Origin of the sequence: Aliirhizobium smilacinae (assembly GCF_006335145.1) — a bacterium.
Taxonomy (GTDB): domain Bacteria; phylum Pseudomonadota; class Alphaproteobacteria; order Rhizobiales; family Rhizobiaceae; genus Neorhizobium; species Neorhizobium smilacinae.
The window spans coordinates 633,924-652,892 of record NZ_VDMN01000002.1 but is presented as its reverse complement, the minus strand read 5'-3'; the positions used below and the strand labels follow the sequence as shown (position 1 = coordinate 652,892).

The 18,969-nt window shown below is 59.1% G+C and carries 17 protein-coding genes; 9 read left to right on the top strand and 8 right to left on the bottom strand.

Annotated elements, in window-relative coordinates:
• Nucleotides 1–83 precede the first annotated feature (83 nt).
• Nucleotides 84–983 (top strand): LysR family transcriptional regulator, encoded by a 900-nt coding sequence (locus tag FHP24_RS13755; RefSeq protein WP_139676749.1) that lies wholly within the window; start codon nt 84–86, stop codon nt 981–983.
• Nucleotides 984–1,056: 73 nt separating this feature from the next.
• Here FHP24_RS13755 and FHP24_RS13750 read toward each other — a convergent pair whose 3' ends face one another.
• Both FHP24_RS13750 and FHP24_RS13745 read right to left on the bottom strand, forming a co-directional pair.
• Complete coding sequence (locus FHP24_RS13750) at nt 1,057–2,724, bottom strand: acyltransferase (protein WP_139676748.1); 1,668 nt, start codon at nt 2,722–2,724, stop codon at nt 1,057–1,059.
• Nucleotides 2,725–2,783: 59 nt separating this feature from the next.
• Entirely contained in the window at nt 2,784–3,647 is an 864-nt protein-coding gene (locus FHP24_RS13745; protein ID WP_139676747.1) for an SMP-30/gluconolactonase/LRE family protein, read from the bottom strand.
• Between the two features lie 261 nt (nt 3,648–3,908).
• On the opposite strand from FHP24_RS13745, the gene FHP24_RS13740 reads away from it, so the two are divergent.
• Nucleotides 3,909–4,646, top strand: coding sequence for a FadR/GntR family transcriptional regulator (locus FHP24_RS13740; RefSeq protein ID WP_139676746.1), 738 nt, complete (start codon nt 3,909–3,911; stop codon nt 4,644–4,646).
• Nucleotides 4,647–4,679: 33 nt separating this feature from the next.
• On the opposite strand, the gene FHP24_RS13735 is transcribed toward FHP24_RS13740, so the two are convergent.
• Complete coding sequence (locus FHP24_RS13735) at nt 4,680–5,468, bottom strand: carbohydrate-binding protein (RefSeq protein ID WP_139676745.1); 789 nt, start codon at nt 5,466–5,468, stop codon at nt 4,680–4,682.
• A 10-nt stretch (nt 5,469–5,478) separates the two neighbouring features.
• On the bottom strand, nt 5,479–7,269 hold the full coding sequence (locus FHP24_RS13730) for a heparinase II/III domain-containing protein (RefSeq protein ID WP_139676744.1): 1,791 nt from the start codon (nt 7,267–7,269) through the stop codon (nt 5,479–5,481).
• Nucleotides 7,270–7,494: 225 nt separating this feature from the next.
• Here FHP24_RS13730 and FHP24_RS13725 point away from each other — a divergent pair, with 225 nt between their 5' ends.
• The 7 genes from FHP24_RS13725 to FHP24_RS13695 all read left to right on the top strand — a co-directional run bounded on the left by FHP24_RS13725 (nt 7,495) and on the right by FHP24_RS13695 (nt 15,558).
• Complete coding sequence (locus FHP24_RS13725; protein WP_139676743.1) at nt 7,495–8,436, top strand: carbohydrate ABC transporter permease; 942 nt, start codon at nt 7,495–7,497, stop codon at nt 8,434–8,436.
• Between the two features lie 3 nt (nt 8,437–8,439).
• Nucleotides 8,440–9,276 (top strand): carbohydrate ABC transporter permease, encoded by an 837-nt coding sequence (locus FHP24_RS13720; protein ID WP_139676742.1) that lies wholly within the window; start codon nt 8,440–8,442, stop codon nt 9,274–9,276.
• Between the two features lie 4 nt (nt 9,277–9,280).
• Nucleotides 9,281–10,453, top strand: coding sequence for a glycoside hydrolase family 88 protein (locus FHP24_RS13715; protein WP_139676741.1), 1,173 nt, complete (start codon nt 9,281–9,283; stop codon nt 10,451–10,453).
• Between the two features lie 12 nt (nt 10,454–10,465).
• Nucleotides 10,466–11,575 (top strand): ABC transporter ATP-binding protein, encoded by a 1,110-nt coding sequence (locus tag FHP24_RS13710; protein ID WP_139676740.1) that lies wholly within the window; start codon nt 10,466–10,468, stop codon nt 11,573–11,575.
• Between the two features lie 24 nt (nt 11,576–11,599).
• Nucleotides 11,600–12,331 carry a DUF624 domain-containing protein gene (locus FHP24_RS13705; protein WP_139676739.1) on the top strand — a complete coding sequence of 244 codons (732 nt, stop codon included), beginning with the start codon at nt 11,600–11,602 and terminating at the stop codon, nt 12,329–12,331.
• 31 nt (nt 12,332–12,362) lie between these two features.
• Complete coding sequence (locus tag FHP24_RS13700) at nt 12,363–13,643, top strand: ABC transporter substrate-binding protein (protein WP_139676738.1); 1,281 nt, start codon at nt 12,363–12,365, stop codon at nt 13,641–13,643.
• Between the two features lie 67 nt (nt 13,644–13,710).
• The gene (locus tag FHP24_RS13695) at nt 13,711–15,558 is read left to right on the top strand and encodes a DUF2264 domain-containing protein (protein WP_139676737.1); all 1,848 of its coding nucleotides are present in this window, start codon (nt 13,711–13,713) and stop codon (nt 15,556–15,558) included.
• A gap of 39 nt (nt 15,559–15,597) precedes the next feature.
• Here the strand turns inward: FHP24_RS13695 and FHP24_RS13690 are convergent, their stop codons facing one another.
• Genes FHP24_RS13690 through FHP24_RS13675 form a run of 4 tightly spaced genes read right to left on the bottom strand, consistent with a single transcriptional unit; the run spans nt 15,598 to nt 18,963 of the window.
• Nucleotides 15,598–16,248, bottom strand: a complete 651-nt coding sequence (locus FHP24_RS13690; RefSeq protein WP_139676736.1) for a hypothetical protein — start codon at nt 16,246–16,248, stop codon at nt 15,598–15,600.
• A gap of 35 nt (nt 16,249–16,283) precedes the next feature.
• Nucleotides 16,284–17,093 carry an inositol monophosphatase family protein gene (locus tag FHP24_RS13685; RefSeq protein ID WP_139676735.1) on the bottom strand — a complete coding sequence of 270 codons (810 nt, stop codon included), beginning with the start codon at nt 17,091–17,093 and terminating at the stop codon, nt 16,284–16,286.
• Nucleotides 17,090–17,926 carry a glycerophosphodiester phosphodiesterase gene (locus tag FHP24_RS13680; RefSeq protein ID WP_139676734.1) on the bottom strand — a complete coding sequence of 279 codons (837 nt, stop codon included), beginning with the start codon at nt 17,924–17,926 and terminating at the stop codon, nt 17,090–17,092. The genes FHP24_RS13685 and FHP24_RS13680 overlap by 4 nt, the downstream gene beginning before the upstream one ends.
• Entirely contained in the window at nt 17,923–18,963 is a 1,041-nt protein-coding gene (locus tag FHP24_RS13675; protein WP_139676733.1) for an ABC transporter ATP-binding protein, read from the bottom strand. The genes FHP24_RS13680 and FHP24_RS13675 overlap by 4 nt, the downstream gene beginning before the upstream one ends.
• Between the last annotated feature and the right edge of the window lie 6 nt (nt 18,964–18,969).

Below are 18,969 nucleotides of genomic sequence, written 5' to 3'. Positions count from 1 at the left end.
TTGGGAGAGATTTAGGCGGATTGATCCAGATGCGGAATTGCAATATTAATTTTGATTGAATTGCAATTTTTGAAACAATCGAGATGAACGACTACAAAGCTCTCAGAATTTTTCTGCTCGCCGCAGAAAAGCGGAATTTCGCCCAGGTCGCCCGCGAACTCGACATGACGCCGGCGGCGGTCACTCGCGCCATCGCGGCACTGGAAAACGATCTCGGCGTCCAGCTTTTCGTCAGAACCACACGGCAGGTTTCGCTGACGACCGACGGCGCAATCTTTGCCGCGCAGGTCCAGCCTGCCATCGAGACACTTGAAACCGCCCGCAGGGAAGTGATGAACGCCCACAAGGCCGATGAGGGCCGCCTGCGGATCAGCGCGCCGACCTGGTTCGGCAAGGCCGTCCTGCCCCCGATCCTCTCGGGCTTCAAGGAACGTTATCCGAAGATGAGCTTCGAGATCTCGCTTTCCGATGGGCTCGTGAATATCGTCGACGATGACTACGATCTGGCAATCCGCATCTCGTCTCAACCATCCGACAAGTTCACCATCTGGCGCAAGATCCGTGTCGTGCCACGCATTCTCGTTGCAGCGCCCGGAAGCCGGTTCGTCGACATGCAGCATCCGAGCGAATTGACGCCGGACGATTGCCTTGCCTATAGCGGCGAAAGCCGGCGGGAGAACTGGGTTCTGTCGGATGGCGGGTCGAGCATGACGATCTCAGCCGGCCGCGGCTTCAGCGCCAATAGCGGTGAGGTTCTGGCGGATATGGCAGCGGATGGCGCCGGTGTTGCAATGTTGCCCGGATTCCATATCGCCGAACATTTGAGGACAGGACGCCTCGTGCATGTTTTGCAGGGATGGGCGCCGCCGGAACTCTGGCTGACGCTCTATTATCCGCCTTATCAGGCACTGCCGCCACGGATCGCCTCGTTCTCGAAATTCTTCGAGGAACAGGTGGCGTCCCACATGGTCATGCTCGAATGAGGAGCGATCTGCCGTCTTGTCGTTCTACCGAAATGGTCTGGCGCTAAACCATTCCCAAGTGCCGCTGGTCGCCCTAGACGCCTAATCCGGCAGCGCGTGTGCGATGTACGCCTTGCGGAACGAAGGCGAACTGTTCCGTAAGGTTCAGAACATCTGCAGCGAGATGCAGCGTCGACAGCCACATCTCCGTTCCCTGCAAGCTCGCCTGCTGACCATCCGCGAACGCAAAGCCCGTTCCGGCTTGCCAACGTTCCGGCGCGCGCAGGATGATGGTTTCGGCGATAGCCTCCGATTGGACACGCATGAAATCCGTCTGCTTGAGGCAAAGCCATAACGGGTGGATCGTATCGAGAAGGTTGCAGGCCGTGTAGCTATCGCCGGAAAAACCCTGGTAATTCCGGTAGTGAGACAGAACGGAATTGATCGCCGCTTCCGGATAGGGAACCGGCACACCGAATTGTCCGTAAGTACCGCGCGAGAGACGGTAGAAGCCGTTTATCGGCTGGAGAAGCCCCTGCTCCGCCGTCGGACGGCCCCAGAGACCCGTTGCACGGTCGACATGGGTTGTGAGCCATCCAAACAGGACCTCCCGCCCCCTGCCGCTTTCGAAATACCGCGCGTTGAAATAGAGCGCCGTAGCGATCCCATCGATGCGATCACCACACCGCCAGGCGCGTTGCTTCCAGGGCAAGGCCTCCAGCCAGTCGCAAAGCGCGACCGCATCCATCTCTGCGATCGCAATCGGGAATTTCGGTCTGGCACCGAGGATTTCCAGCGCGTAACCGACGGCAAGGACGTTGTAGAGCGAAAAGGTATCGTCCAGAACGAGCGCGGACGGATCGGGCGGCGTAAAAGGATCGGGGAAGAGGCCTGTCTGCGGATCCTGCAGCGAACGAAGGCGATCGATGATCGCTTTCGCCTCTTCTCCGGAAGGAGGCTCGCCGAAGCCCGCAGCAATTTCTATCGCATCACATTGATGCCTTGCACTTCTGCAAACCGCGCCGCTGGCGTCGGCCGAGAGATAACCTTCGGGCCGGCGATAATGGCTCAGAACGTCCCGCCACTGGCTTTTGGCCATCTCGCTGATCGAGCGAAGCGCCTGTTCGACTTCGCTGCGAAGAGACCTTGCAGCCGCGGGCTTTTCGCCACGGTGGCGGACGAGTTTTGCCGGTACGCCGGCCATGATCGCTAACGGGGCTACATCCTTGTTAACGACGGCACCTGCCGCGATCACCGCACCGTTGCCAATCGTCACGCCGTCGAGAATGACCGCATTGGCACCGATCCAGACATCATCGCCGATGACGATACCCTTGATTTCGTGCGGCTGATCGTTGATCGGCGTGTTGGGATCGTCAAAGCCGTGATTGAAGCCGACGATCGATGCAAGCGACGCAATGCGAACACCGTTTCCGCAGCGAACCTTTCCCGAGATGCAAGCATAGGCATTGACCGAACAATTCGTGCCAAGCTCAAAATCTCCGCGGATGAGGGCATGTGCCGCGATCCAGGACCGTTTGCCGACCGTGAGTGCCGAGGTGAAGATGCGAGCATCCTCGGCGATATAGGCCGTATCGGCGATCCGCGCATTGGCAGATTGCGCGAGCTTTTCCTTCAACGCCCTCTGGCTTGGGCTGTCGGCCTCGGCCGGCGTGCGCTCCCAGGTCATGAATTCCAGCCGCGCGTGGCGATCCGCTGCCGTTTTATCAGCGTCAGAATCTGCATCTATTCCGTGGTTCATCTGCTTGTCCTGTTCATGCCTCTAACGCCGAGACGGGTCCGCGAAGCCAATGACGATGGTCAGCCCAGAATGACTTGCGGCTCGCTCACGCCGCGGAACGCCGTCTTGCGCTCAAACGTCATGCCGGCAAGCGGTTCGGCTTCGCGTGCCTCGGCACTCGTGCCCTGGCAGGCGGTGGTTGCAAAAAGGCTCTGCATGTCAGCGCCCCCGAAAGCCGGGCACGAGATGCGCGTCGCCTCGAAATATTCGGCTGCGATTTCCTGTCCATCGGGCGCGTAACAGGCGACGCGGCGTCCACCCCACTGGGCGTTCCACAGATTGCCCTGCGCATCGATCACGGCGCCGTCGGGGGAATGGGGCGCACCCGTGAGATCAACAAACAGTTCCGGTTCACCCGACGGCCATCCGTCGTCATCCAGCCGCACATGCCAGATCTTCTTCAGCCGCGTATCGGAGAAATAGGCAAGCGATCGCTCCGCATCGAAGCAGATGGCATTCGGGATGCTGATCCCTTCGTAAATCATGCGAAACTCGCCGCGCCAGTAGCGCCATATCGCACCGGCCTCCCGTTCCGAACGCTTGCCCATGGTGCCGATCCAGAAACCACCGTAGGGATCTGCTCGGCCATCATTGGAGCGAAGGATCAGATTATGCGGAAAAGCGGCCACAGGCTCGCGTTTTCCCGACACCAGATTCAGGCTCTGCAGGCCGGTTTCTCCCGCAATCAACAAGTCATCTGCAGAAAGCCAGCCCGCAGCCGACACGTTTTCCTCGAATGCCCAAGTGAGTGGCTTGCCACCTTCCTGGCTCAGAAGCACGTTGCTGACGATATCGAACCAGAAGAATTGCTGACGTTGCGGATGCCAGAAAGCGCCTTCCCCGAGTTCGCAACGGCGTCGATCGAATATGTCATTCGTGGGCATAGTGCCTGCATCCTCCCGAAAATGCTTTCGCGCAGCTCATATTATGACTTGATGAAAATGCTCGAAATTCAGGAATACAGCAGACAAATACCCCAGTCCAGTCTTCGTTTTCGTACCGGAAAAAGCGTCAATTGGACGCAAAACCTCTCTTGCTCGCGTTTCCGTGATTGATAATAATTGAAATTTGTCATACCTATTTAGCGAACACGCGGATATGCCGGAAATCGTTTCGCCTTATCTGCAGCATCGCGAGGAATAGCTGTGACGGTCCAGACCAAGGTTCGACCCAAGGGGCCAGGATCACTGGTTTCAAAAGTGGGGGCAAGCCTCCGGCACGCGATAACCAGCGGCCAGTATTCGCCCGGACAGAAACTGCCGAGCGAAGTGGAGCTGACGGAAACCCACCAGGTAAGCCGCACGGTCATTCGCGAGGCGGTCGCCGCCCTCAAATCCGACGGGCTCGTGGAGGTGAGGCAGGGTGCCGGCATTTTCGTGCTCAGCCCGACTTTTCAGCTGACCGCGAACCGCACCGTCGACAAGGCACGCGTATCGTCAGATCTCGAGGTGCTCGAGGTTCGCGCTCCGCTGGAGATTGAAGCGGCGGGCCTCGCCGCAGCACGTCGATCGCCGGCGCAGGAAGAGGTGATTTTTGAGTGCCATCGGCAGGTTCTGCGCTGTATCGAGCAGAATGAGTCGATCCGGATGGCCGATCTGGCGCTCCACTTCGCGATTGCCGAGGCGACCAACAACCCGCTGTTCCGGCAGCATCTGGAATTTCACGGCAGCGCCGTCATCCCCCAATCCAGGCCCATGCCGGATCCAGACTTTGCCGAACAGACCGCCTATCGCCGCCTGATCCACCAGGAACATGAAACGATCGTCATGGCGATCTCCGACCGCGATGAAGAGGCGGCCCGCAACGCCATGCGCGACCACCTGAGAGGAAGCCAGGCCCGCTATCGCGAACTGCTTCGCAACTCGCGCTCCATCCCCGGCTGAACCTGCGCGGGGCATTTGGACTTGACGCTGCATTCAGTCCAAGTCGCGGCCCCAGACTTCAATCTGCGTCAGTGCCGGAAAGGGCGAGGGATCCTCTGCCTTCACCAGACTGTGCAGCTTGACCCACTCGACCGTCTGCTCCTCGATCCGGAATCCCTGTGCAGCACCGGTTTTCACCAAAGGAAAGCTGTGCACCTGACCGCTCGACAGCGTGATGCTGGCATTTTCCCACCAGGCATCATGCGGGAAATCGGCACGCAGATAGAAAACGATCTCATCGACCTTGACCGGCCGGCCGAACTCCACAACCAGTTCCGCCGCCGGGTCCATATTGATGCCCCAGCTGGTATACGGCCAGGAGCCATGGTTATCATTGGCCTTTTCGCCATCGATCGCATTGCGGGCAGCAAACTGGGTTTCCCCGCGGGTCTGAACATTTGCCACGGCATGCGGGAATAAAGTCGAATTGCTTTTATCGTCCCAAGGATTGAGGGCGAGGTTGCGACGTTGAACCACCTCCTCCGGCCGCGCCTTTCGAACATGCAGACGATGCAGATCACCGGCGAAAGCACGCGGCGAATAGGGCGGACGCCGGATTTCGAAAGGAACGGCAAGCTCGTAGCTTTTGCCTGTCAGATATACGAGCGTCGGGGTTATCGCATCGTCCAGCGCAAGGACGATATGTCCCGGCGACGACGCTTCGACGACCACCTGATCACCGTCTTCGTAAGCGCCTGAGAAAATCAGAAATGTCTCATCCGTGCCGGTCGCTTCAGCGCGGACGAAACCGCTGCCATCAATTACTTTCAGTATAAGTTCCATTCCGTCCTCCTCAGACGATCTGCAATTTCAGCCGCTTCCTGAGAAGAGGAATACGCAGCCGATAAATTTTCGAGGGCCATGAAATCTTCAGCCGCGCATCGTCGATCTCGATCGTATCGATCTCGATATTGCCGCCCCCTTCGATCTCGATGCGACCCAGTTCGCCGACATGGACCGATCCGCCGTGTACAATCGGCTCGTCGCGGGTCATCAGCGAGAGGACCGCTGGCAGGTCGCCGTCATGGTCATCGATGATCTCCACGCCATGCCCGCGGCGCAGCGATACGGTGCGGCGATAGGCTCGCAACCTTGCCTCTTGCGGATAGGCCGCCGCGATATCGAATGAGATTTCGGCTGCTTCCGATGAAAAATCCGCCCGCACATCGCGCGCAGCAAAAGCTGCGCCGTCCGACTGCATGACGTCATCAAACGTCGGCAGATTGTGAAAGGCCGACTGCATCGTCCAGATTTCGTAACGCCGGGGCGAAAAGGTCTTGGCCGTATAGGTCTCGACACCGACATCGATCAGAAACGGCTTGCCGTCCTTATAGAGCGTGACGCTGCCGACATCGTTGTGATTGTGGCTTTCGCCGTTGCTGCCGGCCTTCACGGCCAGCGCAAAACAATCGTCACGGGCGACGAACAGTCCGATGCCCGGATAGGACGCATCCCTTGCGGGCTGCACCTTCGATGCCTGAGGCGGCTGGACGTCAATCAACAGCTCCTGAACGCGGTACCAGAGGTTCCACTCGTCCGGCAGATGTGGTGTCGTGCTGGTCGCACGATCCCTTGCTGCGAAAGCCGCCAGCGCATCGGATCCGACGGCCTTGCCGAAAAGATATTCGCGAACGCTGCAGGGATCGATGACGGCGGCAGAATCGGCGAAATTGAAATAATAACGGCCGTCCACATGCATGTGGAGAATGTATTCCGCCATGTTGCGGATTTTTGGCGCGCCCCACAGAGGCGCCATCGAACCGGGTGCCACATGATCAAGAATGCGCATGGCACCGAACATGCAAAGGGCCGCATGCCGGTAATAAACCACGCCCTCTTCGCAGGCGCCGTCCTCGGCGTAATCCTTGATGAAACAATCGAGGCTGCCGAGTGCCTTCTCCACGACATTGCGCCGCAGATCATGGTCGCTATCGAGGCTGAAAGTGGCGAGAAGAACGTTCTGTGTGATCCATGCCGTCCAGTTGTTCACCCGCTCCGACCCGTTGCCCATCCACCAGAAATGGGTGCCCAGATAGGGATCTAGAATTCGGACCCGCACCTCATGCTCGATCCGGCGCCGAACGGTGGGGCTGATCTCGTCCAGCGGCCCGCCAAGAAGGGCAGCCACAGTGGCCAGCAGCGCGCCGGTCTCGGCCGCAAACAGATCGATCACCGGCCGCTCTACATCGGGCAGAGGATGCCGTACGCCACCACGCTCATAGGAATTGTGCGCCGGAAGCTGCCATCCGCTTTCCTCGCAGATCAGCATGACGCCGTCGACAATCGATGGCAGAAAACGCCCCTTGCCTTCGACCAGTTCACCCAGCACGAGATCGTTCAGCATCCGGCGGCGGGAGAAATACGCCGCTTCGAAATCCGCTCTGTTGCCGGTGATCGAAAACTGCCGATAGTCCTGCGCTTTGATCACCGACCAGCTGCGGCAAGATGCCGCCTCGGCATCTCCCACCACATGCGCCTTCAGATCATCGGATACGGCCTGCCAGGCGTCTCGATCACCAAACGGAGCACCGGGAAGAAACCCTGAGAAAACCGAGGGTATGCGCGCTGCAGCTTCGCGAAACATCGCTTCCTCCTGCCATGAAAACTGCCTGAGAACCCGCCTATCATATGTATTTTGGCTTTTCTACAGAATTCATATGATCCATTTAGAAGTTGTTTGACCAATGTCATGGATATGATATGTCGATCGTGGGAGGAGGCACGGGAAGCAGATCGGTCTGGCTGACGTGCATCCGCGGACAAGTGTTTTGCAGCACATGTCTGTGGCGATTTCTTCGGAGGATTTCTTATGGCCAATTCTACCGTTGCCGCGAGCGACACGCCGGTTCCGGCAAGACGACGCAAGGTGGTTTCCAGACGTCGCCGTCGGGTGCAGGACGCGCTTGTGGCCTATTCCTTCATTGCGCCGAACTTTCTGGGCTTTGCCGTCTTTACGCTCGGCCCGATCCTGTTCGCCTTCGTGCTGGCCTTCATGCACTGGGACGGCAGCAATGCCATCACTTTTGCCGGCCTCGACAATTTCTGGCGTCTTTTCGAGGACAAGGCATTCAAGGATGCCTTTTGGAACACGATCGTCTATACGGTCGTCTCGGTTCCGGTAACGCTCGCCTGCGCGCTTGGCCTTGCCATTCTGCTCAACCAGAAGATCCTTGGCCGCGATTTCTTCCGTACAGCGATGTTTTTCCCTTACGTCGCATCGCTGGTCGCCGTCGCCGTCGTCTGGAACATGATCTTCAACCCCGAAATGGGGCCGGTGAACATGATCCTCTACACGCTCGGCCTCGACCCGCAGAACATGCCGGGCTGGGCTGCCGACCGCCATTGGGCGATGGTCACCGTCATCCTGTTCGGCGTGTGGAAGAGCATGGGTTATTTCATGGTCATCTATCTGGCCGGCCTGCAGGGCATAAATTCCGAGCTCTATGAGGCCGCCGATCTGGATGGCGCCAATGCCTGGCAGAAGTTTCTCTACGTGACAGTGCCGCAGCTCGGCCCGACGACCTTCTTCGTCACCGTGATGCTGACCATCCAGTCCTTCAAGGTGTTCGACCAGATTTACATGATCACCCAGGGCGGACCCGGCACCTCAACCCTCGTCCTCGTTTATCACATCTACAACGAGGCCTTCATTTCCTGGGATCTCGGTTACTCCAGCATGATCGCGCTCGTCCTGTTCTTCCTCGTGCTGGGTGTCACCGTCATCCAGTTCCGCCGCCAGAAGGAGGACTGAGCCATGCGGATTGCCGGCCAGAAACTCACCGGAAAACTGTTCGCCATCTATGCGACGGTCATCCTCATCACCATCGTGATGCTGCTGCCGTTCGCCTGGATGCTGTCGGCCTCGCTGAAACTCAGCAGCGAAGTCTTCGTTTTCCCGATCGAATGGATCCCATCCAAACCGCAGTGGCAGAACTACGTCGATATCTGGACCAAGATTCCACTGGCGCTGTTCATCTACAACACATCCAAGCTGACGATCATCGTCACGCTGATGCAGCTGTTCACCTCCAGCTTTGCGGCCTACGCCTTTGCCAAGCTGGAATTTCCCTACAAGAACGCACTGTTCCTCGGCTACATCGCCACCATCGCGATGCCCTGGCAGGTCTATATGGTGCCGCAGTTCCTGCTGATGCGCGAATTCGGCCTCAATAACACCCATCTGGCGCTGATCTGCCTGCAGGCCTTCACCGCTTTCGGCGTGTTCCTGATGCGGCAGTTCTACATGTCGATCCCGACCGAGCTTTGCGAAGCCGCCCGTATCGACGGCATGAACGAATACCAGATCTGGGCAAAGATCATGCTGCCGCTGTCGAAGCCGGCACTCTCGACGCTGACGATCTTCACCTTCGTCACCACCTGGAACGACTTTCTCGGTCCGATGATCTACCTGACCAAGACCGAGCTGAAGACCATTCAGATCGGCCTGCGCATGTTCATCAGCCAGTATTCCGCCGAATACGGGCTGATCATGGCGGCATCGGTCGTGGCGCTGATCCCGGTCCTGATCGTCTTCCTGTCGCTGCAGCGCTTCTTCGTCGAAGGCGTCGCATCCTCCGGCATCAAGGGTTAAGTTCATGAACGCCGTTTCCCCCATCGCCCCGCAGCCGATCACAGACGCAGAGGTGAAAGCGGCCCTCGATGTTGCCGTCGCGCAGATCCGCCATAACCTGCCGGAATTCACCTACGCCGCGCAGAATCATTCAAGCGTGAACAACTTCTATCCGCCCGTCGCCAACGATCAGTGGACGGCCGGCTTCTGGCCGGGCGAGATCTGGCTAGCCTTCGAGCATAGCGGCGACAAGGTGTTTCAGTATGCGGCCCAGATCCAGGTACAGAGTTTTCTCCACCGGATCGAAAACCGCATCGAGACCGACCATCACGACATGGGGTTTCTCTATTCCCCTTCCTGCATTGCCGCCTGGAAACTGGTGGGCGACGAGGATGGTCGCAAGGCAGCGCTTCTTGCCGCCGACCAGCTGATCGAGCGTTATCAGCCGATCGGTCAGTTCATTCAGGCCTGGGGCCGCAAGGGCGTGGCCGAGGAATACCGCTACATCATCGACTGCCTGCTGAACCTGCCGCTGCTCTACTGGGCGACGGAACAGACCGGCGATCCGAAATACCGCGACATCGCACTGATCCACGCCCGCACGACGCTGGCCAATTCCGTGCGGCCGGATGATTCCACCTATCACACGTTTTACATGGACCCGGTAACCGGCGCGCCGGTGCGTGGCGCCACCAAGCAGGGCTATAGCGACGACAGTTTCTGGGCTCGCGGTCAGGCCTGGGGCGTAGCCGGCATGGCGTTTTCCTATCGTTACGAGCGCATCGACGAATATCGCGACACGTTCGACCGGCTGCTGGCTTTCTACCTGAACAAGCTGCCGGCCGACATGGTGCCCTACTGGGACATGGTGTTTTCCGATGGCGACGGCGAGCCGCGTGATACATCGGCGGCCTCCATCGTCGCCTGCGGGCTTCTGGAGATGGCGGATCTGGTGGGCGGCGAAGACGCAGACCGTTACCGCGATCTCGCCCGTCGGATGGTGAAGAGCCTTTCCGATCACTACGCGGTTAAAGACCCGGCCGTTTCCAACGGGCTGGTCCTGCACGGCACCTATTCCAAGAAATCCCCCTACAACACCTGCCGCGGCGAAGGCGTCGACGAGTGCGTGTCATGGGGTGACTATTATTACATGGAGGCCCTGACGCGCCTGTCGCGTTCGTGGTCTTCCTACTGGTGAGAGAACAAACCGATGGCCAGCATTTCACTCAAGAAATTGAACAAGTCCTACGGTGCACTGACCGTTGTCCATGACATCGATCTGGAGATCGCCGACAAGGAATTCATCATTCTGGTTGGCCCGTCCGGCTGCGGAAAATCGACCACCCTGCGCATGATCGCCGGCCTCGAGGAAATCTCCGGCGGCGAACTGATCATCGGCGGCGACCTCGTCAACGACGTGCCCTCGAAAGACCGCGACATCGCCATGGTGTTCCAGAACTATGCGCTTTACCCGCATATGACCGTCTACAAGAACATGGCATTCGGCCTGCAGCTGCGTAAAGCCTCGCGCGAAGTCATCGACCGGAAGGTGCAGGAAGCCGCCAAGATCCTCGACATCACGCATCTCCTGAACCGCAAGCCCAAGGCGCTTTCCGGTGGCCAGCGGCAGCGCGTGGCGCTGGGCCGCGCCATGGTGCGCAACCCGGAAGTCTTTCTGCTCGACGAGCCGCTGTCCAACCTCGACGCCAAGCTGCGCGGCACGATGCGCGCCGAGATCACCAAGCTGCACAAGCGGCTGAACTCGACCTTCATCTACGTTACCCATGACCAGATCGAAGCCATGACCATGGCCGACCGGATCGTCGTGATGGCCGACGGTCATATCCAGCAGGTCGACACGCCGCAGAACCTCTATGACCGGCCGATCAATATGTTCGTCGCTGGCTTTATCGGCGCACCGCAGATGAACATGCTGCCTTCGAAGATCGAAAAGCGCGGCGAAGGCTATGTCGCGATCTTCGACGGACGTGTACTGCCGATCCCGGCCGGCTTCGACAAGGCCCGTATCGCGCCATACGAAGGCAAGGACGTTATCGTTGGTATTCGTCCTGAAAACTTCCATGAACTGGCGCCGGGCGACATCAATCCTGAAAACATCGCGCCGTTCGAAGCCGTGGTCGATCTTGCAGAACCGATGGGTTCGGAGATCCATCTCAATATCACCGCCGGGGAAAAGGCTATGACTGTTCGTGTCTCGCCGCGCTTCAAGGCGAGAACGGGCGAAACGGCGAAGCTGGTCGTCGATACGACCAACATGCAGTTGTTCGACAAGGAAACGGAACGGTCCATCCTCTACTGAGGAGGCCGCATCTGGAGGAAGGCCATGCAGTGGCTGCGGAACATGTGGACGAAGGAAGGGCCGGGCATTCCCAAGAATGCGCCGAAAAAGACCGGCCTTGCCTTGTTCGGCCAGATTTTCGCGCGCGAATGGTGGGAAATGGTCAAACTGAACATCCTGTTCATTCTGGCCGCTCTTTTTATCATTCCCCTGCCCGCAGCGCTCGCCGCTTCGGCCTTTGTTTGCGTCGCGCTTGTCGAGGATCGCAACACCTATCTGCTGCAGGACTTTCTGGACGCGATGCGTCGTTATTTCTGGCGCGCGACGCTGTGGGGGCTGTTTTTTGCAGGTGCAATCGGCCTCGGGGTCTATGCTATCGGCACCTATGCATCGGCAACACGTGACAATCTGGCGATGGCGGCCCCGCTGGCGATCGCGCTCGTTGTGACCGGCTTTCTCTGCGTGATGGCCTGCCATCTGCTGGTGCTGATGGTGATGCGCGACCTGTCGACCGCAAACCTGCTGCGGCTTTCGGCTATGGCTTCGATCATCAGGCCACTGCCGGTGATTGCGGCACTTCTTTTCGTGGCGGGCCTGTGGCTTGCCCATATCGCATTTTATCCGGTGTCGGTTTTCATGCCGGCCACGCTCAATTTTTCTCTTGGCATGTTCGCCATCGTTTTCGCCGCTCACCGAGCCGCCATGATGGTGCTTGCCCTGCCTGTTGCGGTACCGCCCGCCCTCGAAACAGGGACGGCTGACGCAAAACATATCTGATCCAGACATAATCCAGGGAAGGAGAAACAGGATGGTTTTGGAAAAATTCGGGAGAGGCATGAAGCTCGCATTGGCGGGCCTTGCTTTGGCAGCATCGACGGCAACAGTCGCCATGGCTCAGTCCGGCGCGCCGGTCACGCTGCGTTGGGCACTGTGGGACTGGGACAAGGTTCAGTATTACAAGCCGCTGATCGAAGGCTATCAGGCCAAAAATCCTAACGTGAAGTTCGAGCATATCGATCTCGGCTCGACGGATTACCAGCAGATGATCGCCACCCAGCTTGCGGGCGGCTCCAAGGATATCGACATCGTCACCGTGAAGGACGTGCCGAACTACACGAACCTCATCCGCGCCGGCTCGATCATGGACCTGTCGGCCTTCATGAAAGAGGCGAAGATCGATCCCGCATCCTTCGGCGGTCTGGCCGAGGAAATGACGGTCGACGGCAAGCTCTATTCACTGCCGTTCCGCTCGGATTTCTGGGTCGTCTACTACAACAAGGACATCTTCGACAAAGCCGGCGTAGCTTACCCGACCAATGACATGACCTGGGCGCAGTTCGACGAGACGGCGAAGAAGCTTGCCGGCGGCATGGGCGTCAACAAGACCTATGGCGCACTGCTTCACACCTGGCGCTCCACCGTGCAGCTTCCCGGCATTCAGGATGGCAAGAACACGCTGGCCGGCCCTGACTACGCCTTCCTGAAACCGTGGTACGAGCGTGCGCTGGCTCTGCAGAAGGGTGGCGTCGTGCCTTCCTATGCAACGCTGAAGACGTCCAACACCCATTATTCGGGTCCGTTCTTCAACGGCACTGTCGGCATGCTGCCGATGGGCACATGGTTTGTCGGCACCCAGATCGCCAAGGTGGCTTCGGGTGAATCGAAGAGCAAGAACTGGGGCATTGCAAAATTCCCGCATCCGGAAGGCGTTGTCGCCGGCACGACGGCCGCTCAGATTTCCGGCCTGTCGGTCAACAGCAATTCCACCCAGAAGGAAGCGGTGCTCGACTTCATCAAGTTCGTCACCGGCGCGGAAGGTGCCTCGATCATCGCCTCGACCGGCACGATCCCGACCGTTCGTACGCCGGAAGTGACGGCAAAGATCGCTTCGCTGCCCGGCTTCCCGCAGGACGAGACCAGCAAGGCAGCACTCGAACCCGGCAAGTCCTATCTGGAAATGGCGGTGACGCCGAATGCCGCACGTATCGAGGTCATCCTCAACCGCGCGCATGACTCGCTGATGACCGACAATATCTCGATCGACGACGGTCTGAAGGAAATGACCGACGGCGTGAAAGCCATCAAGTAACAGCCCTGCCCCCGCGGTGACCCTGGTCACCGCGGGGTTTTCTTTTGCCAGTATGAACGGAAGAACGATGATCTACGATCCTGCCCGCGCCAATCCCCTCCATGGCAATCCTCTCAAGACGCGCGACGATATCGCGAAAGCGGTGATGGATCTGTTCAAGCCGCTCCTCCCCTATTTTTCAGAGGGTGGCGCGCGTGTGCGTCTCAGCGCTACCGGCGCCCATTTCGATCGTGCCGCCGCAGATCTCGAAGGTTTTGCCCGGCCGCTCTGGGGCATCGTGCCGCTCGCAGCCGGTGGCTACGATTTTCCGCATTGGGAGCTTTATCGCCGCGGTCTTGCCAACGGCACCGATCCGTCGCATCCCGAATATTGGGGCGATGTGTCCCGCACCGATCAGCGGCAGGTGGAACTGGCGGCTATCGGCTTTGCCATTGCCATGGTGCCGCAATTCATCTGGGACCCTTTGAGCGAAGCCCAGAAAGCCACCATCGCCGCCTACCTGATTTCGGCACGAGACAAGGAATTCGTCGATAATAACTGGAAGTTTTTCCGCGTCCTGATCGATCTCGGCCTCACCCGCGCCGGTATCGATTTCGACCGCGCGCTGACCGAGCAATATCTCGACGAGGTCGAGGCGTTTCGGCTCGGCGAAGGCTGGTATCGGGACGGGCCGGTGAAGCGCGCCGACCATTACGTACCCTTCGCACTGCATTTCTATGCACTGATCTATTCCGTCATTGCCAAGGACGACACCAAACGCGCCTCCGCCTATCGCGAGCGCGCCAATGTGTTTGCCACGGATATCCGTCACTGGTTCGGACCCGATGGCGCAGCGCTGGCCTTCGGCCGCAGCCAGACCTATCGTTTCGCCTGCGGCGGCATATGGGGCGCATTGGCCTTTGCGGGTGTCGAGGCTTTGCCGTGGAGCGAGATCAAGGGTTATTACATGCGCCACATCCGCTGGTGGTCGGATCTGCCGATTGCCGAGCGCGACGGCGTGCTATCCATCGGTTACGGTTATCCGAACCTGATGATGAGCGAGAGCTATAATTCGGCTGGCTCCCCCTATTGGGCGCTGAAATTCTTCCTGCCCTTGGCACTTCCGGCCGACCACCCGTTCTGGGCGGCCGAGGAAAGTCCCGCTCCGAGTTTCGCTGATCCGGTGCCGCTGAAGGAAGCCGGCATGGTGGCGATGCACACGCCGGGTAATGTCGTCATTCTCTCCTCCGGCCAGCAGCATGACAAGATGCTCGGCGCCAACGAGAAATACTCGAAATTCGTCTATTCGACGCGTTACGCTTTCAACATAGAGCTTAACGACCGCCATTTTGCCGCTGCAAGCTTCGACGGCATGCTGGGTCTTTCCGATGATGGCGTGCATTTTCGTATGCGTGAGACGCTGGAAGAGGCCTTGATTGCCGGCGACAAGCTCTATTCCCGCTGGAAACCTTGGGATGACGTCACCGTCGAGACCTGGCTTGTGCCGGCCAATCCCTGGCATATCCGCCTCCACCGCATCACCACACCGCGCCCGTTACAGACGAGCGAGGGTGGCTTTGCCATCCCGCGGGCCGATTTCAACGCCGATCTCGCAGAACAAGGCGAAGGCAGCGCCATCTGGCGTGGTCAGACGGATACCAGCGCCATCTTTGATCTGTCGCCGGTCTTCCGACGGAGCGGTCAGGCGATCAGCGCCATTGCCAATAGCAACCTCATCCACGCCAAAACGCTCGTCCCTCAGCTTCGCGGTGAGATCGCGGTCGGTACGACACTGCTAGCAACTGCAGTCGTCGCCCTTGCGAAGGCCGATCCAAGCACGGAATTGTTGCAGAACCCGCCGAAATGCCCCGATATCGGCGAACTCGAGCAGCTTTTCCGCAGTGAAGGCTTTCCGGTTCCTATCTTCGGCGATTGAACCCGAGCCTGGTCCTCTCCGGATTTCTGTCCGGAGAGCCTATCGGGTCGCAAAATCGAGAAGCGAGACATCGACAGACCAATCGTAGTCTTCAGGTTTGATCGTTGAAGGTCGGGGGGGAGCAAAGCCGAGCGGAAGCAGCCCTTGGCAAGTCACCGAAGCCTCTCCTGGCGCAATGATCTTGTCGTCCCTCAGAAAGCCGCGATAGGCAATCGAAGAATGTTCCTTTACGCGTCCGATGAGACTGAAGGATACTCTCTGAATTGCCGTATTGTTGCCGTTGACGAATTCGATGGCGATGGGCTTCGAAACGTCCGGGCATGCTCGCGGATCCAAAGAGGCTTTTGCCGCGACGGCTTCCTTCGTGTTCTGGCGCGCAGATGGTTGCAGTACTGTTGCGACGGCCACGACGATGCCGACGATCGCAACCAGCGCCAGTGCGGGATAGGCAAAACGTCGATTGAAGATGAACAGCAACCCCACCAACAGGATCGCGACGGCTGCGGTCCAAGCCATCACTTCACCTGTATCATCGAGATTGTCTCCATACTCCCGAGATAAGCATCTCTCACCGACAAGCAATAGCTTGTCGGAAAATTGGGTTGTATAGCCATACACTTGGTAGTGAATGCCGCAGACAGTACAGGCTTCCCGGCACGGCAAGATAACCAGCCGATCCGACAGATCCATGCCCGCCCCGCAGGGTCAGGCATGGATGAAAAAGCTTAAGCGGCGTCCTTGAGCGGAGCCACACGCAAGTGCTCCAGCAAATAGGCATGGGTTGCCGGATTGGCGACGATCAGCGTGCCGGTTTTTTCATAGACTTCCGGGCCGCGTCCCCACCAGTCCGTGACGATACCGCCGGCTTCCTGGACGAGAAGAATACCGGCTGCCGTATCGACGAAACCGGTCTCCTCGTAATAGCCGGTAAGCCTGCCGCAGGCGACATAGGCGCAGGAATTGGCCGCACTTCCGACGATACGAACCGCACCGATCGGCGCGCGGATTTCATCGAGGCGCTGATAGGCACCCGGATGCAGCGAAAGGTTGGGAGTGGGCAGGCCGGTGCCGACGCACATCAGCGCGACGTCCGTGCTGGCGCTGACCTGCAGACGCGTGCCGTTGAGATAGGCGCCTTCGCCCTTGATGGCGGTGAACATCTCGTCGGAAACGGGATTGTAGACCAGCCCGCACATCGTTTCATTGCCGCGACGCAGTGAAATCGTGATCGTGTAATGCTGGCCATAGATGAAATTGGTCGTGCCGTCGATGGGATCGACCAGCCAGCGATGACCGTCATCCACCCCATCCACCGGCGCGAACTCCTCGCCGGTGAGGCCCCAGGGATACTGGCTCAACAGGCGGTTTCGGATCAGCGTCTCGGATTCCTTGTCGGCATCGGAGACGAAATCACCCGGCCCCTTGATGCCGATTTCGATATCGCGGAAGCGCTTGAAATGGTCGAGCGTCAATGCGCCGGCCTCACGAGCGGTTGCGACCATGTGGTCGAGAATGGTGCTGTAATTGACTGTCATTGACGAATGGCCTTGGCTAACCCTTCCGGGTCATCTGTGGTGATCTGGTCGACCTTGAGCCTCAAAAGGCGCTCGATCTGTGCGATGGTTTGAGGGGTGATGCGATTGATCGTCCAGGCATCGACGCGACGACCGGCAGCGTGGACCGGGGCGACGATATCGACTCCGGCATCCTCTGCGGCGAGGATGATGTCGTAGGCGAGATAGATCATCCGGGCGTCCGGTGCGGTGACAAGGGCCTGCTCGATGAACCCGCGATAATCTCCCGTCGCCCGCAACCGGGCCAGGCTTTCACCGTAACAGGGGTCATAGCCTGTCGCGATACCGGGAACCGCCTTGGCCAGCATGGCGATGGCATCGAAATCACCGCCTGACAGGATCAGCGATCCGGCAATCGGGGCAACACTTTTGCCGAAATTGGCGACGACCTGCGGGGTGAGCGCCTGCAGGTCCTCCTTGAAATCGAGTTGGAGTAGCGCATCTGGATGGACGCCTTCGCGGGCGAGGAGCGCACAAAGATCTTCGAGCAGCATCACCTTTTCAGCAATGGGCCGCCCTTCATCGTCGCGAAGATGAAGCTGTCGCAGAGTGTCCGCACCGGTATCGCGCACTTTGCCACTGCCCGTGGTCTCCCGATCGAGGTCCAGGTCGTGCAACACCGCACAGCCATCATCGGCATGAATGACGAGATCGACTTCGACACTGGCGCCAAGGCGCATGGCGTCGATGATGCGCTCTCCGGTAAAGACCGGATCGGACAGGCGGCGGCGGCCGCGATGCCATTTGATCCAGGTGCGGTGGCCATTGCGCTCGATATGGATTGGAGCGGTCATGGTGAACTCCGGTAAATCTGCTGGTTGTTGCGATAGGCGGCGACGGCGCGCGGCAGAAGTTCGATCCCCTGCCCTGCGCGGAAAAGATCCGGGTGCGCCACCATGGATTTCAATCTTGTACCATCGGCAAGGTCCAGATCGACGAGACCATGTGTCCCGTAATCCGTGACCCGGTGCACCGATGCGCCGGGCTTGTCCGAGGCGGCAAGATCGAGAGATTCAGGACGGATAGCCAGCGTGGCCGGACCATCGGCAATGGGAAGTGGCACCGTAAAATCCGCGCGGACGAAATGTCCGCCTTGAACCTCACCCTCGATCAGGTTCATCGTACCGATGAAGCCCGCCACGAAGGGTGTCTGGGGATTGCGATAGACGACATCGGGCCGATCGATCTGCTCGGTCTTGCCGTTGGCCATGACGACAATGCGATCGGCCATGGAAAGCGCCTCGTCCTGGCCGTGGGTGACAAACAACGTGGTGATCTTGAGGCGTTGCTGGATGTCTCGCACTTCTTCGCGCAGCCGCTCTCTCAGATGCTGGTCGAGGCTGGCGAAAGGCTCGTCGAGGAGCAGGATCTTGGGCTCCAGAACCAGCGATCGCGCCAGCGCTACACGCTGCTGCTGGCCGCCTGAGAGCTGGGTGGTCATGCGATCGCCGTAACCGGCGAGACCGACCAGCTCGAGCACGGCTTCGACCTTTTCCTTGATCAGGTTGGCGGGCATATGGCGCAGTTTGAGGCCGAAGGCGAGGTTCTTGAAGACGTTCATATGGGTCCAGAGCGCATGGCTCTGGAACACCATGCCGGTGGGGCGACGCTCCGGCGGCAGGTGGGTGACGTCTTCGCCGTCGATCGTGATGCGTCCGCCGGTCGGCTGTTCAAAACCTCCGACCATGCGCAGGAGCGTGGACTTGCCTGAACCGGAAGGGCCGAGAAGGCAGACGAGTTCGCCATCGGCAACGTCGAGCGAAAAACTGTCGACGGCATTGGTGCCGCCTGGGAAGGTCTTTGTGACCTCAACGATATGAAGAACTGACATGAGATT

Bases quoted from the DNA above. Each gene is read 5' to 3' on its own strand.
- FHP24_RS13755 (WP_139676749.1), top strand. From the start codon at position 84: ATGAACGACTACAAAGCTCTCAGAATTTTTCTGCTCGCCGCAGAAAAG.
- FHP24_RS13750 (WP_139676748.1), bottom strand. From the start codon at position 2,724: ATGAACCACGGAATAGATGCAGATTCTGACGCTGATAAAACGGCAGCG.
- FHP24_RS13745 (WP_139676747.1), bottom strand. From the start codon at position 3,647: ATGCCCACGAATGACATATTCGATCGACGCCGTTGCGAACTCGGGGAA.
- FHP24_RS13735 (WP_139676745.1), bottom strand. From the start codon at position 5,468: ATGGAACTTATACTGAAAGTAATTGATGGCAGCGGTTTCGTCCGCGCT.
- FHP24_RS13730 (WP_139676744.1), bottom strand. From the start codon at position 7,269: ATGTTTCGCGAAGCTGCAGCGCGCATACCCTCGGTTTTCTCAGGGTTT.
- FHP24_RS13725 (WP_139676743.1), top strand. From the start codon at position 7,495: ATGGCCAATTCTACCGTTGCCGCGAGCGACACGCCGGTTCCGGCAAGA.
- FHP24_RS13720 (WP_139676742.1), top strand. From the start codon at position 8,440: ATGCGGATTGCCGGCCAGAAACTCACCGGAAAACTGTTCGCCATCTAT.
- FHP24_RS13715 (WP_139676741.1), top strand. From the start codon at position 9,281: ATGAACGCCGTTTCCCCCATCGCCCCGCAGCCGATCACAGACGCAGAG.
- FHP24_RS13710 (WP_139676740.1), top strand. From the start codon at position 10,466: ATGGCCAGCATTTCACTCAAGAAATTGAACAAGTCCTACGGTGCACTG.
- FHP24_RS13705 (WP_139676739.1), top strand. From the start codon at position 11,600: ATGCAGTGGCTGCGGAACATGTGGACGAAGGAAGGGCCGGGCATTCCC.
- FHP24_RS13700 (WP_139676738.1), top strand. From the start codon at position 12,363: ATGGTTTTGGAAAAATTCGGGAGAGGCATGAAGCTCGCATTGGCGGGC.
- FHP24_RS13695 (WP_139676737.1), top strand. From the start codon at position 13,711: ATGATCTACGATCCTGCCCGCGCCAATCCCCTCCATGGCAATCCTCTC.
- FHP24_RS13690 (WP_139676736.1), bottom strand. From the start codon at position 16,248: ATGGATCTGTCGGATCGGCTGGTTATCTTGCCGTGCCGGGAAGCCTGT.
- FHP24_RS13685 (WP_139676735.1), bottom strand. From the start codon at position 17,093: ATGACAGTCAATTACAGCACCATTCTCGACCACATGGTCGCAACCGCT.
- FHP24_RS13680 (WP_139676734.1), bottom strand. From the start codon at position 17,926: ATGACCGCTCCAATCCATATCGAGCGCAATGGCCACCGCACCTGGATC.
- FHP24_RS13675 (WP_139676733.1), bottom strand. From the start codon at position 18,963: ATGTCAGTTCTTCATATCGTTGAGGTCACAAAGACCTTCCCAGGCGGC.